The organism is Lacipirellulaceae bacterium (genome assembly GCA_040218535.1).
GTDB lineage: Bacteria > Planctomycetota > Planctomycetia > Pirellulales > Lacipirellulaceae > Adhaeretor.
This window is the reverse complement of record JAVJRG010000009.1, coordinates 245605-259312: the sequence shown is the minus strand read 5'-3', so window position 1 is coordinate 259312 and position 13708 is coordinate 245605. Positions and strand designations below refer to the sequence as shown.

At 53.0% G+C, this 13708-nt stretch carries 5 protein-coding genes and 24 tRNA genes; 3 read left to right on the top strand and 26 right to left on the bottom strand.

Translation table 11 applies throughout. The features are described 5' to 3' along the window. Window positions 1-526: 526 nt before the first annotated feature. Window positions 527-5563 (bottom strand): tetratricopeptide repeat protein, encoded by a 5037-nt coding sequence (locus RIB44_12055; GenBank protein MEQ8617297.1) that lies wholly within the window; start codon window positions 5561-5563, stop codon window positions 527-529. 332 nt (window positions 5564-5895) lie between these two features. On the opposite strand from RIB44_12055, the gene RIB44_12050 reads away from it, so the two are divergent. Then, entirely contained in the window at window positions 5896-6384 is a 489-nt protein-coding gene (locus RIB44_12050) for a hypothetical protein (GenBank protein MEQ8617296.1), read from the top strand. Between the two features lie 422 nt (window positions 6385-6806). Here the strand turns inward: RIB44_12050 and RIB44_12045 are convergent, their stop codons facing one another. The 6 genes from RIB44_12045 to RIB44_12020 all read right to left on the bottom strand — a co-directional run bounded on the left by RIB44_12045 (window position 6807) and on the right by RIB44_12020 (window position 9406). Beyond that, window positions 6807-7913 (bottom strand): slipin family protein, encoded by a 1107-nt coding sequence (locus RIB44_12045; protein MEQ8617295.1) that lies wholly within the window; start codon window positions 7911-7913, stop codon window positions 6807-6809. A gap of 662 nt (window positions 7914-8575) precedes the next feature. Further along, a tRNA-Cys gene (locus RIB44_12040) sits at window positions 8576-8646 on the bottom strand. A 217-nt stretch (window positions 8647-8863) separates the two neighbouring features. After that, window positions 8864-8936 (bottom strand) — tRNA-Arg (locus RIB44_12035). 86 nt (window positions 8937-9022) lie between these two features. After that, a tRNA-OTHER gene (locus tag RIB44_12030) sits at window positions 9023-9113 on the bottom strand. An 88-nt stretch (window positions 9114-9201) separates the two neighbouring features. After that, a tRNA-His gene (locus RIB44_12025) sits at window positions 9202-9274 on the bottom strand. Between the two features lie 56 nt (window positions 9275-9330). Then, window positions 9331-9406: transfer RNA gene (locus RIB44_12020), tRNA-Leu, on the bottom strand. A 102-nt stretch (window positions 9407-9508) separates the two neighbouring features. Here RIB44_12020 and RIB44_12015 point away from each other — a divergent pair. Together RIB44_12015 and RIB44_12010 are read left to right on the top strand one after the other, a co-directional pair. Continuing rightward, window positions 9509-9967 carry a hypothetical protein gene (locus RIB44_12015; protein ID MEQ8617294.1) on the top strand — a complete coding sequence of 153 codons (459 nt, stop codon included), beginning with the start codon at window positions 9509-9511 and terminating at the stop codon, window positions 9965-9967. 180 nt (window positions 9968-10147) lie between these two features. Beyond that, window positions 10148-10579, top strand: coding sequence for a hypothetical protein (locus tag RIB44_12010; protein ID MEQ8617293.1), 432 nt, complete (start codon window positions 10148-10150; stop codon window positions 10577-10579). On the opposite strand, the gene RIB44_12005 is transcribed toward RIB44_12010, so the two are convergent. The 19 genes from RIB44_12005 to RIB44_11915 all read right to left on the bottom strand — a co-directional run bounded on the left by RIB44_12005 (window position 10580) and on the right by RIB44_11915 (window position 13389). Continuing rightward, window positions 10580-10650, bottom strand: a tRNA-Glu gene (locus RIB44_12005). Window positions 10651-10756: 106 nt separating this feature from the next. Further along, window positions 10757-10834, bottom strand: a tRNA-Leu gene (locus tag RIB44_12000). Between the two features lie 85 nt (window positions 10835-10919). Beyond that, window positions 10920-10994: transfer RNA gene (locus RIB44_11995), tRNA-Asp, on the bottom strand. Between the two features lie 16 nt (window positions 10995-11010). Next, a tRNA-Leu gene (locus RIB44_11990) sits at window positions 11011-11084 on the bottom strand. Window positions 11085-11089: 5 nt separating this feature from the next. Beyond that, a tRNA-Leu gene (locus tag RIB44_11985) sits at window positions 11090-11163 on the bottom strand. A gap of 11 nt (window positions 11164-11174) precedes the next feature. Then, window positions 11175-11247, bottom strand: a tRNA-Val gene (locus tag RIB44_11980). 148 nt (window positions 11248-11395) lie between these two features. Next, window positions 11396-11466, bottom strand: a tRNA-Gln gene (locus RIB44_11975). A gap of 17 nt (window positions 11467-11483) precedes the next feature. After that, a tRNA-Gln gene (locus RIB44_11970) sits at window positions 11484-11558 on the bottom strand. Between the two features lie 19 nt (window positions 11559-11577). Beyond that, window positions 11578-11649, bottom strand: a tRNA-Gly gene (locus RIB44_11965). Window positions 11650-11655: 6 nt separating this feature from the next. Beyond that, window positions 11656-11730, bottom strand: a tRNA-Asn gene (locus RIB44_11960). Window positions 11731-11737: 7 nt separating this feature from the next. Beyond that, a tRNA-Pro gene (locus RIB44_11955) sits at window positions 11738-11827 on the bottom strand. A gap of 6 nt (window positions 11828-11833) precedes the next feature. After that, window positions 11834-11904: transfer RNA gene (locus tag RIB44_11950), tRNA-Gly, on the bottom strand. Window positions 11905-11939: 35 nt separating this feature from the next. Beyond that, window positions 11940-12007: transfer RNA gene (locus RIB44_11945), tRNA-Thr, on the bottom strand. Between the two features lie 38 nt (window positions 12008-12045). Beyond that, window positions 12046-12118: transfer RNA gene (locus RIB44_11940), tRNA-Lys, on the bottom strand. 15 nt (window positions 12119-12133) lie between these two features. Beyond that, window positions 12134-12206 (bottom strand) — tRNA-Ile (locus tag RIB44_11935). 4 nt (window positions 12207-12210) lie between these two features. Beyond that, window positions 12211-12282, bottom strand: a tRNA-Lys gene (locus RIB44_11930). Window positions 12283-12455: 173 nt separating this feature from the next. Then, a tRNA-Pro gene (locus RIB44_11925) sits at window positions 12456-12529 on the bottom strand. A gap of 7 nt (window positions 12530-12536) precedes the next feature. After that, window positions 12537-12608: transfer RNA gene (locus RIB44_11920), tRNA-Glu, on the bottom strand. 709 nt (window positions 12609-13317) lie between these two features. After that, window positions 13318-13389: transfer RNA gene (locus RIB44_11915), tRNA-Phe, on the bottom strand. Between the last annotated feature and the right edge of the window lie 319 nt (window positions 13390-13708).

Genomic DNA, 13708 nt, shown 5'->3' with positions numbered 1-13708 from the left:
ATCGACCATGGTCAAAATAGGACGCGACGAACCTGAGTCATCAATCTTTAGGCATCGGATAAAACGCGTTGCCGCATCCTTTGCATGTAAAACTTCTCAAGAGCGATACAAGTAGTGCCTATCGTCATTCCAGTAGGTCGTAGCAACTGAATCACGATTTATCCCCGCGGCAGGGAACCCAAGTGGTGATTGATGAGTAGTCCAAATCCACCACAGAGAGAGCTTAAGAAGTACACTGCTGCAGTTCTTACCCCAGGCCAAATCAGCTGAGGTTGCATCAACTGGCGCGCCGGAGAATTGCGGCTAGCTCGCAGCTGTGTACCTTATCTTGCATTGCCTTAGCGCTTTCGGCCCTCTTTAGAAACGTCCGCTGCACGGAACGATTGGCGTTTACGTCCTGTGCACGCTAGCAATTTGACTAAGGACACCTCGGCCTGGTAGACCTAGGTGAAGATTAATCAGGCTGTTCGTGACCCAGTATGTCTTACGATCTATGGGCGACGACATGCTTTGATACGTCATTACATTAGCTACGGATGGACTTCGCTTTTTCTGCGAGACGTACCGATGCCTTGCGGCAAGCGCGCGTGGCCATCCAGGTCCTGATTGCATTGCCGCTTTGGCGGATGAGCAGCAACCGACTGTGCAATCGGATTGTTTCGAACAGCTCTTCATTCGAGGTTTGGCTATGTTGTTTCTCGGTTTCTTGCCAATCCTTCCACGCATCTTTCCATTTCGATCCGCGCGAAACTTCTACGGCACCATGGCTTGCTGCACGGAGCATTGCATAGAGGCTTGCGTAGAAGGGACTCAAGTATTGGGGCGTGACCGAAGCCAAACGTCTCGCGGTCGATTCTTGATTTCCTAAGAGAACTTCCGCACTTGCTCCCAAAACACGAAGCGTGTCCGTCGCATTTGCCAGCGGCAGCGACAAGGTACGATTGACGACCTCGATTGCCTCTTGGGCTTGGCCAAGCGAGAGCAGCGAAAGAGCAAGGGGACCCAATTGGTGAGTTTGAGCATCGTTACGTGCGTTCCAATCAGCCATCCAATCGACAGCGGCTTGCCATTGTCCGCTTTGTTGCAGAGCAGACCCAACCAATGCCCAAGAATTCGTATGTTCCCGAATTTTTTGCTGCTTAGGTGCTACGAATGCATTGATCCGATCGACCGTCTGAGCATCGCCAAGGACTTCCAAGTAGGCAGCGACGGCCTCCAACCAGTGGACCGACGTATCATCCAAAGATTCACATAGAGCTTCAATCTCACTTAGCTTTGCCTCACGAGCAAGTACTTCGACCAAAGTGCTGACTGCCTGAGGGCTGGCTAGTTGCTGATTGATCGTATCTCTTAGGACCTCCTTGACCTGCACGGCCCAACCTTGCATGAGTAGTTGGTCAACTGCGGCCATTAGGTGGTCGTTCGTCTCGGCGCTTGCCTGGCATGCGGAGCGTAACGCGTTGATCGCTTCTCGTTCCCGATTGGCAAGCGCGTGGAGCCGAGATTCAGTGGCAGCCGTCTCGTATTCGGTAAGGTGAGGGCTTATCACACCAAGCATTTTTAGTGCTTCGTCGAAACGGCCCTCGTCAACATGAAGACGAATCAGGGTATGCCCCCCATAAAGATAGGAGCTATCCAGATCGACGGCGCGTTTTAAGTGCTTCTTGGCTTCGTCAAGTTTTTCGCTATTGATCAGGCACTCCGCAACGTATCCCCAGCTGGCTGGAGCGTAGGGTGCGATTTGCGTGAGTTGCTTCGCACACTTCAGGGCCTCATCCAGATCGCCGATCTCTTGATTCCAAGTTGCTAACTGAGACCACGCAAACGCATAGTGAGGATCTGTTTTGACCACCTGACGCATGCGCTTGATTGCGGCATCGCGGTCACCACGCTGGTACTCGATGATTGCCGCTCGACTCTGCAATTGCAGCGGTTGGCGATCGCTAAACACCTCGGGTTCGCAGGCAGCAAGCGCTTCGTCAAACCGACCATGAGTTGCCAGGAAACGAGCCTGATGTTCGTAGGCGCTTGTCGAGCGGGGGTCGATTTTCAACGCCTGCTCGATCGAGTTCCATCGTTCCTGGCTTTTTTCGGGAAATCGCTCCAAAATCTCAGCCCGTTGCAACCAAGCAATCAAAGATTCGGGACGGGCATCGACGTTCGTTTGTGTCATTTCAACGAGTTGGTCAGGTTCGTTAATGACATAGGACCAGTCTTCCAGACGCTCCCAGCCCCATTCATATCCGGGTTCCTGTTCGATCGCTTTGCGAATAGTATCCAGCGCAACATCTCGTTTTCCCTCACGCCAGTAGCAGTCTGCTAGAGCTCCGCGATGAGTCACATCTCGCGGTTCGCTTTCACACGCGCGGCGAAGAAATTGCTCTTCTTTGTCAATTTTCCCTGCGCGGCGATAGGCCTCGGCGAGATTACGTAAGGTCTCACCGTTGCGAGAGTTGATTGCTAGTGCTTTTCCTAGAGCCTCGATCTCTTTTCGGAGGTTTCCAGAGGCGAGGTAAACGTTCGCCAAGTCGATCCATACCACTGGCAGCAAAGGAAACTTCTTAGCATTCGACTTGGCTTCTTTGATCGCTTCCTCGATACGTTTCATCGCAACGAGCTGTGCCACAACAGCAGAGGAGGACTGCCAAAGATCGGGCCGAGCTGCTTGGGCCTCTTTGACGATTTCCAGCGCCTTGTCGGCTTCGAATGCCCGAGCGGCAAAGTGGCGGAACGTATGTAAGGTCTCCCCATAAATCACCTGTTGCTTCATTTCTTCCAGAATGACCTTGGCAAGTTGTTGTCGTTCCTCTTGAGAGTCACACAACCGAACAAGCTCTTGCATGGCAGCTAAATAATCCACGGAGATCCGCAGCGCTTTGACGCAGTGTTCCCGAGCACGAACGTCATCGCCCTGTCCCTTTGCGATCATGCTTTTCAGTAGTTGTAGCTCTTGTGCTTGCGGGTCGTTCTTTTCAGCCTCCTTTGCTGCTAATGAAGCCTCAGACCATTTTCTTTGCTCCACGTATTTGTATCCAAGCTCTCTCCAACACCATGCATCCTCGGGGTGGAGCTTGAGATGTGCCTGCGCCGCTTCGATCGCTGATTCCACTCCAATCTCAGAAGAAATTTCGACCAGAAGAGCTCGTAATTCTGAGTTCCGAGGGAATCGCTTGACATACTTGGTCAGATGCTTTGCTGCTACGTCGGCTCCACGCCAGTCTGCCAACACCTCTGCCGTCCGGCGATGGGTTTGAACATTTAGGGGCGATTTCTGCAACGACTTATCAAGATACTTGTAGGCTTGCCCAAGACGTCCACGTTGTTGGGCAAGCTGCGCTGCTGTGGCTAGCCAATCGGCTTCGTGGCACTTACTCTTGGCAGATTCTAATTGTTCTTGCGCTTTTTCGAGCTTGCCCAAACGCATCAAGAACTGACAAGCAAACAGCCGCAATTCTCCATCATCAGGGCGAGCCTTGACCGCTTCTCGCAGTACCTCTAACGCCTCTTTGGTCTTGAACAAGTGATCGAGTGCCTCAACCAGGCTGCGCGCCGGCCCACTATCTCGGGTCTTGAAGCGCTGAAACCTGTCACGAAGCATCTTTATCGCTTCGTCGGATCGATTCAAAGCACAAGAGGCGTGGAAATAAGTCATCGATCGGTTGTCAGCTCGTGTCTCAAGACAGGCGGCATAGCGATACCACCCGAGCGACTCGTCGCGATTGCCTGTGATCCAGTTCTGACGCGCCAGCAGAGTGAACGTCTGGGCGTCGATTGAGTTGGCACGCATGCATCGCTTTAGTAGGTAATCCACATGCTCTCGTTCGTTTGGAATTCCCAAAAGTTCATCGAGCAACTGGTGACGATAGACCATCTCGCAGTCAGGTTGATCGCAAAGTTCTTCCAGTACCTTGAGACGATCAGCGCGAGTCGCTAGCTGACGCAAAATACTAAGCTTGACGGACCATTGATATTGATCTTTGGGAAACTCCTCCAGCAGCCGATCCGTCAGCTTGTCGAGTTTGCGCAGATCGCCATCGTAGGCAGCGATTCGAGCGCGAGAGTGCGTTGTGATCCGATGATCCGGTTCTATTTCTTCAAGTTCTTTGTAGATCTTGACGGCGTCATCGCGGCGATGAGCGTTTAAAGCCACGGAGATGCGATGACTCAAGGTCCAGAGCTGATGGTCAGGGAGATCGAGTGCGTCGACTTTCGATCGCTGGGCTTCGGGGACGAAAACCATTCCTCGAGGCCCCGTCGATCTTAAGTGTTCGAGCAACTCCTTGCCGAGCACTTCACCTGAGTGACGAACGTTCGGATCGCGATAGATGAGTACACCACTACGGCTGTCGTAGCCGATGACGGCTTGCATGTGCCCCATCGTGTATCCCGTGAGCGTTTGGGTAAACGGTAACCCGGCGTCGATGAGTGCGAGTGAGGTGTCCCAATCGAGTGTGAATTCTCGGCAAAAGAAGCCGTGTTCTTCGAGCCACTCGCGCTCCGCATGAGCTGGAGTGCCGTCGTAGCAAATTTCCTCTGCAATCTCGAGGTGCTCGACAGGCTGATTCCAAAACTGGCACAGTGTGGACAGTGTTGCCGGCACGCAAGTAACATCGTGTTGCAACGTAAAGCCTACGTCTAACACTACGCGTCGGCCTGTCGAACGATGCTGTTCTAAGTTTTCGACGACTGTTTTATGGAACTTTGTGTCTACTTCCTTGGATAATCGTATCGACTCATCGAGATCTCCCACGTCGTAGGCTAACATCGCAGCCAAACCTAAGTAGTTTTTCTTTGAATCTCGATCGCGATCGTACAGCAGCAAGAGTGGCATCGCAGCTTCCAGTCGGCCACGCGCTAGTTCGTACATCGAGAGTTCGCGTTCAAGTTGAGCCAATTGAATGTGTAACAATCCACATTGCAGTCGGTCGCAAGCGTCAATTAACAGAGCTCGCGCTTCGTCGACGCGATTAAGTTGCACCATTTGTCCCGCTAACGACTGAACTCCCGGGCGATAGTAGGGGCGTTCCTGTAATGCCTGTTCGTAGGCTTCGAGCGCCTCTTCTGGACGATCTTGGCACTGCAGCAGTGTTCCTTTCGTAATGTAAAGCCACGGACGAGCGGGTACCGCATCGAAGGCACGTGACAGAGCGTCTTCTGCAGGCTCGAAGTCTCTCAAGGCGGCGAGCATGTAGACTTTTGCAGACGCAACGTCGGAGAATGCTTTGGGACTTAGTGCTTCTGTCTCGATGGATTCGAGAAACTTTAGCGCTTGAACGGGGCCGTATTTTCGCGCGTACTCCAATGCGACGTAAAAGCCCAGCGTCTCGGCATCTGGAGACTGTCGCCAAGCACGAAGATGAATCGACGCTCCGTATCGCGGAGCGCCCAAGACATTGGCGAGTCGTCCCGCCAACGCCCGACCCGCTGAACCTTGTAAGGCGTCAAGGCCTCCTGATTCTCGTAAGTTCTGATAGGCGCTGTTATATTGCCCAGACTCATAAAGATCGAGAGTCTGCTGCTCTAGGTCATGTCTAGCGTATTCAGGCTGACTTTCCAAATGCATGGTGCTGCTCGTATGGTGCTTGAGCTTGGTCGTTGCAGTTGAGAACACGCCCTGCTCAATGATTGATTTGCATACGACTGAACATTCACTAATCTACAGAGGACACGAAAACTGAAAAAGAGTTCATATGGAGTGAATCAGCCATTTGTCCTGTAGTCATGATGAAAGCTGCTTTGATTACTAACAACTCTCATAGGTGAGAACGAAGTATGTCAGACGTGCGGATACAAATCATACGTAACTCCAGATTGCGGTTGGGCGAGGCTCCGCGCACGTTCGATACCAAAACGCAGCGGTATTTGCGAATTAAGCGTCCGCTTCTGGCATTTGGGATGTCAAACCAGCTCAAAGCAATTTACGAAGAGCACCAGTTTTTGTTAGAGCAAGGCCAAGTCGTTTGGGCCGTTTTAGTTGTTGCTAGTACCGATCTTTTTTCAAAAGGTCAAAATGACGGCCGAGGTGTCGTCGTGTATAGTCCGCACTTACATTTGCACGACGAGCTGATGCGGTTGATCGATCTAGCGGAAAAAATGAGCGAGCAGCGAACTGGTCACACAACGGATGTTCACGAAAAGAAACTTTACCGTGATGTGAATAACAACAATGCTTGGCTCGTCCCTCAGGCGGTTCCTACTTCTTTGAGCGACGACAATTCGGTGCTCACCAGTTCTATTCTCTGCGTCCGCAAGCACATGCCACAGAAGATGTTAGTTGGTAACTGCTTTCCAATACTTGCTCATCCTGACACCACGTCAGTTGCCATGCTCCCCGGTCTTTTCTGGCCTGAAGATTTGCTTGCGAGCTGGGCACCTAACGGCTGATGCAGGGCTTGTCAGCTAGCCTCGCGATAGATATTTGAATGGAAATGGCGTGCCATCGAGAGACGATCTCAGGGGTTCAAAATGGTGGCACCTGCATCAGCTTCGATGGTTTTGTAAGAGCTCAAACTCTCATTGGTGATCAAATCTTCCTTTGGTTCTGTTGAGTTTCAAGTCATAGCTCCATCGGGTGATGTCGATATCACAGCGCCCTGTAACTAATGGCCGGGGCTAACGGTGAGGTGAACTGACGTAAGAGAGACGCTCCGTAGCAACAAACACAGATTGGCAATTACCGTTTGGCGTTTACGTCCTGGGCAGTTAATTCAAGGCTTTGCTGAGTGCACCTACGTCATTCCAATAGACTATCGCCGCTAGATGCAATACCGGAGACCGAGATCGCTCCCGGCCTCCGGCGTTCACGACTACAATAAATTGACAACCCGATCGGCCAGGCCCTTTTCGCCTAGCACGACGTTCAGGTTACCCGTGGTGGCAACCTTCTCCAGAACTTCCAGTTCTCGGAGTCGCATGAGGGTCGGGTTGTCGGCCAGTAGCTTGGCGGTGTTCGCCTGGCTACGCATAGCCGCCGTTTCCTCACGTCGGGCAATCAGGTTGGCCTCGGCCGCCTTCTTGGCCTCGGTGACCTTGTTCATTAGGTCCTTCATGTCGCCCGGTAGGATGACATCGCGGACACCTACCGAAACAACCTCCAGACCCAGATCACCAGCACGCTGACGGACCTGCTCTTCGAACTCGCTAGTGACAGCATCCTTGTCCGTCAGGAACGAATCCAAATCACGGGTGCCAACCACGGCACGCAGCGCCAACTGTGCCTCGCGGTACAGCGACTGCTTGACGCCGTCGGCTACCATCACGGCCTTACGCGCATCGGTGATGCGGTAAGTGACCAAGGCGTTCATGCGTAGGGTCACCTTATCGGCAGTCATGATTTCCTGACCGGCGACATCGAGTGCCTGCTCACGCATGTCGACCTCGACAACCTTCGAATCAGCCACGTTCTTCCAGAACGCGTACTGACCTGGGGCCAATGTCTCCACGTAGTCGCCGTCGGTGAACGACACACCTACGTGGTTTCGCTCAACGCTGCAGATGTCGAGCACCTGCGTAGCGTATGGCGAAGCGACAATTGCCTTGAAGTCACCGTGCTGGAACCGAACCTCGCGGGCGTCGATCACTTCAACACGTACATCCTTGAAACCAGTCCAGTAGGCGTACAGACCTGGCGGCAGGATGTGGCTGAAACGACCTTCGATCCAGACCAACGCTCGCTCACTGTCCTTCAGGTCAACGACCTTGGCTAGGTCAGTGAGTGCGCCACTCTTGACGATGACGTCTAGCTTGTCGTGTTCGATCCACGGATCTCGCTGTGAGACCACGTCGATGTGCGTCTTCCACAGCGGATCTACTAGCCAGTGCCGACCTGCGGTCAGCAATCGCTGGAATTCACCGTCGCGGAAGTACAAACCGACTTCGTAGCTGCGGATCTTTACTCGCTTAAATGGGAACATGGTTGTACTTCCTTTCTGGCCGAGGAACTGCATGGGAATGAGACGGATGGTCGGCTCGCCACACGTTTCGTAACCTTCGTTGAGGTAGCTTCTTGTATTGAAGTTGAGGACTTGTGATTTGTGTTTTTGGTTCGCAATAGCTTGAGATAAAAACACCCTCGGGCAGCGGAACGAATCGCTTGGTCACACATCCAGAGCGCGGAGTGCAATTTGAGCGGTCATGTTCGCTGCATCGTTCAGTTGCTTTCACCTATGAGGCCGTCACGAACATTGCTCGTTGGGCGACACTTAGCTTCCGCAACCTTCGGACACAGCGTGCGTGAAAGCGGTATCCACGCACTGCATAGCGTCGGTATGTGTTGCCGCTACGCTAACGTCTCACCGTAGTGAGTACGACAACGCGCGACTGATCAAACAACCGTTCGCTACCCTCGGGCTTCATGGTGACGCTTTCGCGCCGGGGTCAGGTTAACAGCCTGATGTGGTACGGGACTCGAACCCGCGACATCCATCGTGCAAGGATGGTGCTCTGCCGTCTGAGCTAACCTTTTGGCAGTTTCGTGTACTTTCGTAACAGTCCATTCACGGAACACACTATGCCAATCGCATAACGAGGCAACGTGCGCCGCTGGCCCAGCACATACAAAACTTCGCTTTCTAAGAGACGCCGGTGGGAGTCGAACCCACTTTACCCGGATTGCAGCCGGTGGCTTGGCCGTCTGGCTCCAGCGTCTTTCAACTTCGGATTTGGGAATGCGGATTGCGGAATGATCCAAGTTGATTCCGCATTCTGAAATCCCCATTCCGCATTCAAAATAGCCCATCCAGGAGTTGAACCTGGCCCTCGACCTGCTGTTTTTCAGCTACCGCGGGCAAGCCTTTTTCCTGCGCACTGCTCGGCGGCGGCCCTTGCTCGTGCAATCCGCCACACTCACAGGCTATGTTTTAAGTACCTCACCAGGGAATCGAACCCCGTCTTGCAGATTCGAAGTCTGCCGTGCTAGTCCATCACACTCGCAAGGCTTAGTTAAGTAGTATCTCGACCTGGAATCGAACAAGGACTTGGACTTTAGGAGAGTCCTGTGCGATCCAATTACACCATCGAGATGTGGGGCCGACGACTGGACTTGCACCAGCACCAACCGCCGCTTTCTCAAGGGACGGGGCAAAACCGGTGCCTAGCTATTCGGCCACTTCGGCAAAGCACGAGCGCAAGGAGTCGAACCCTGTCCGTCAGTTTTGGAGGATGACTGCTCTCCCAGGAGCACACTCGTATCGATTCTGTAAGTCCGTCCGACAGGATTCGAACCTGTCCCTCCTGTGTCACAGACAGGTGTGCAATCCAAGTACACCTCAGACGGTTCTGTTTAGTATCCCGGCTATGAGTCGCATTTTTTGACTCTACGGGATCATTGAGTGACTAGGGTGGGAGTCGAACCCACAAAATCATCAGGCTCTCGACCTGATCGCTTTGCCAGTTTGCGTACCCAGTCGTGACTTGCTAGAACTTCTTTCCAATGCTCCGAAACTAAACGTTTCTGTCACAGCGAGACTATGTTGTTGTGTTGACTGTTGAACCGAATGATCTCCTGACTATGGATGAGTTTTCTTTGCGTTGGCGATGGACGGACCCGAAATGGAATCTGCTACCGAGTGACGTGCTTGCATCGATCCAGCCTTTGAAGGTACACAAGGCAAATGAATTGGACACAATCCTTGAGAATTTACTGAAACCGATTCCGCTTCGCATCGTCGGTCGAACGGGTACTCAACTGCAGTCAGCGGTGGATAAACAAGTAGTCGAATCATTTGATACCTCTGGCGAACAGCCAGGAGCATATAAGTGGCTTTGTGAAGTTCTTCCGTCTCCCGATGGCAGCGCATTTATCTCCTGGGACAACGACACTGCCGCACTAGTTCGACTCGCAACGTTTATTGATTACTGGGATGACTTCTGTTATCCGCTTAGTGCCGACGTCGCGATTCTTCCTTTTTCTGGTGATTGGATTTTGTATTACTGGCACGAAGAAGTCCTGTATTTCTGGAAACGGTGATACCATGTGACTATGCATACATGATTAAGTGGCGGGTTCGGGTGTCGCACCCGACGGTCCAGGCTTATGAGACCCGGCTGAGCACTGGCTCACCCGCGCTAATCGATTCGTTTGACCATAGATCTTTATATAATGAATCCTTACGATCCTGACATTGACAAGATTGGAGACTGAGTCGATATGCCTGAGCGTTGCGAACCCTTCGATGCTAATCGCACTGTGAATGAGCTCCTTGATGATCCCGAAGTTCGCGAGCACTATAGAAGTCTCCACATGTTTTTTGGTGAGTATGGATTCGCTCCTCTCATCTCCTTTTTGAGAGGTTACGACATCGCATTATTGGATTATCTTCCGGAGAACAGTCTGTTCGATGGATTCCTAGAATGGCTGCATCTAAGACGTGGCCTAGATCCGTGTACACCTTGGGAATACTACTTCATCAAGAAATATGGTGATGACGTTGAAACAATTCCAAAGTTCTTTGAAACCTGGGATGCGTTTCGCGCCGAGCGTGACAAGAACGGGCTTCACGCATTTCTTCAGGAGTATCGCGAATACGACATCAATCGATATGGTCGCATAACCCATTCTCGTGAGCGCCCTTATCTTTAGTAGCCCGTACGGGAATCGAACCCGTGCCGCGAGTTTGAGGGACTCGCATCCTGCCGCTAGACCAACGGGCCTTATGTATCGAGTGGGTCGTGAAGGAATTGAACCTCTCGTCGGCCACCCCGCTTGTTTTGAGACAGCTGATTTACAGTCAGCCGCGAGGAGCACAACCCAAGTAAGTAGCACGGGTGGGAGTCGAACCCACAAACAGTCACGAAGGTTTGAGCTCCGCCTGTTTGCCAGTTTGCGTACCGCGCCAATTCAAATTCGGATTTGGGAATGCGGATCTCGGAATTGTTGGCTTTCAATCCGCATTCCGAATTCTGCATTCCACAATTAAGAGCGTCCCCGATGGGATTTGAACCCACGGCCTCCACCTTGACAGGGTGGCGAGCACTCCAAGCTGCTCCACGAGGACAATGTTGCTCTTGTAGTGGCCCAGGTGGGACTCGAACCCACAGCATCCCTGGTTCTAAGCCAAGGTGGTCTGCCAATTGCCTACCGAGCCATTAGTACCCAGAGCAGGAATCGAACCTGCAAACACTCGGGTTTAAGCCGAGCCGCTCGACCTATTGGCGTATCCGGGCATCGTTAAAAGTAGTCCTGGGTGGACTCGAACCACCGATCATCTTCTTGTAAGGAAGCTGCCTTAGCCGCTAGACGACAGGACCATATTCAGCGGAAGTCGAGGGACTCGAACCCCCAAATCGCGCGAGCGACCAACTGTTTTCAAGCTGTGCTTCAGCTACCGCGGCACAGCCTTCATCCTCGCTATCGCTCGGCGGCGTGCCTTGCTTCCAGCCGCATGACTTCCGTAAGCTGCGGGAGTTGGACTCGAACCAACATCAGAGCGTTCAGAGCGCCCCGTCCTACCGTTGAACGACCCCGCATAAGTTTTTCGTGTTAGTTCCGGGGGTAGGAATCGAACCTACGGACTCCTGCTTCAAAGGCAGGCAACACTACCAGCAGCGTCGACCCCGGAATGTTTTTTCGCTTCAAAGAGTGCCCTGTGGGAGTCGAACCCACCTAACCAGCTTGGAAGGCTGGAACCTTTGCCGCTCGGCCAAGGGCACATAGAGCTGCGGAGGCAGGAATCGAACCTGCGTCGCGACGATTAACAGTCGCCTTCCCGTACCAGCACAGGACCCACCGCAATAAGAGTCAGGACGACTGGATTTGAACCAGCGATCTCGTGCGCCCGAGGCACGCGCCCCGTTTCCAGAGATACTGGCCAAACTTTCCCACGTCCTGAAGAAATGCGCCCAGCCGGAATCGAACCGACACACCCTGCATGGCGAGCAGGAAGGCTGCCACTACATCATGGGCGCAAGATATTGCTAACCAAATTGTCAAAGAACATCAGAGCACCGGGTCGGACTCGAACCGACTTTGCCGCCTTACGAAAGCGGAGTCTTGGCCGCCGACCAACGCTACGCGTCGGTGCCCGGACCAGTGCTTTGTTTTTCTAGTGGGACCAGAGGGACTCGAACCCTCAGCCGCCTGGGTAAGAACCAGGGATGCTGCCGCTAACACCTCAGTCCCATGTTTGTTTTCAAGTTGGCGTGGAAGGAATTGAACCTTCGGCCTTCGACTTATAAGGTCGCTGCTCTCACCACTGAGCTACACGCCAGTAGTCGGGCCGGTAGGATTCGAACCCACACCCACCTGGTTAAAAGCCAGGGATGCTGCCGTTACACCACAACCCGAATGTTGGTTGGGCGTATCCGTTTGCATCGCAGGACTGTCGACATCTTGTTTCTCCTGTAGGTTCGTAAAGTTCTAAAAGTGGTAGCCCCGGGAATTGAACTCAGCGCAACTCGGTTATCAGCCGCCCACAACGATAGAGTTGGGGGCAACCAGCCCTCGACTACCATTTCAGTCAGAACGGTCGGACTCGAACCGACGATCTCTTGGTCCCAAACCAAGCGCGATGCCAAACTTCGCTACGTTCTGTCGTTAGTACCCCGTGAGGGAATCGAACCCTCATCTGCAGATTGAAAGCCTGCAATCCTTACCAATAGACCAACGGGGCATGTTGTTCAAAAAAAAGTCAGTTTTAGCGCAAGCTCTATCCTGACTTGGCGATGACCCTCCGCATCAACGTCTTTCGACTCAGCGGAGTCTGCACACGGGCGTGTTAAACCCTTCATCACCTTCACCTCTGTTGTTGACGTCTCCGCCGCCCAACAGCAGGCAGTAGTGCAACGAGTCTTCTGGGTTTGGCTCGACTATCCCGTCGGACACTCTCACCTAGCTCGATCGGTTTCCTACTCCGGGAAGTAGTCCGCCAATCCCCTTTCGGGCAGCACGAACACCTTGCGGCGTCCGCAGTAGGCACTTCGACTCTGTCACACGCACGGTTTGGTGCCGCTCCCGAAGGATTAGCAACTTCCCGGACACTTCGGATTGTGAGTCCGACGTGGCTTCCGCCACCGGTCCAGCACGTTTCGCGATAACCGCACTTAATCCGTGATCTTTCAGGTAGTATTCCGCCGGTGGGACGGCGACTCACACCATCAGTTACTTGACGGCTTCTCTGCTCCCACACAGATCTCCGCCGGCTTTACCGCCAGTGTTGCAACGGGTAAACGCTGCTCGCTGGCCAGCTTTTCGTTTATCTACCTCAAAGAGGAAGCCGACGCCCATGCTGGGGCAGTACAGTTTTGTGTCCGAGCGACATCACGGACATGTACATTTCAAGTTCTGCGCGCACCGGGTGCGCGCAGTATCACTAAAAACAGCGGGCTGGGAGGCGCTCGAATCCTCGTATGCGGTGCTTCAAACCGCCGCTATACCATCTCAGCCACCAGCCCAAATTCGATTGGGATCAGCCTCTTCAATCGGCAGGAGCCAAAGAAAAAGGCCCGGCGTCTATGACACCGGGCCTTGTGGCTCATCAAAGAGTCGACCAAGTGTCATAAGCGTCCCAGATCACTGGGATTCTGTTCGCCGGCGAGCGCGTAACCGGGTTGTTCACTCGCCAACACGGCAAATGCTATACATCCCGGAAAGGACTGTTTCGGCTGTAAGCTTATGAAGCTTGGTCTTGAATACATCATTTTGGTTACCTCTAACTGAACTATACCCCCAAAAGGGCTCCATGTTTCGTTGGTCTGTGTATAAGAGTACCAA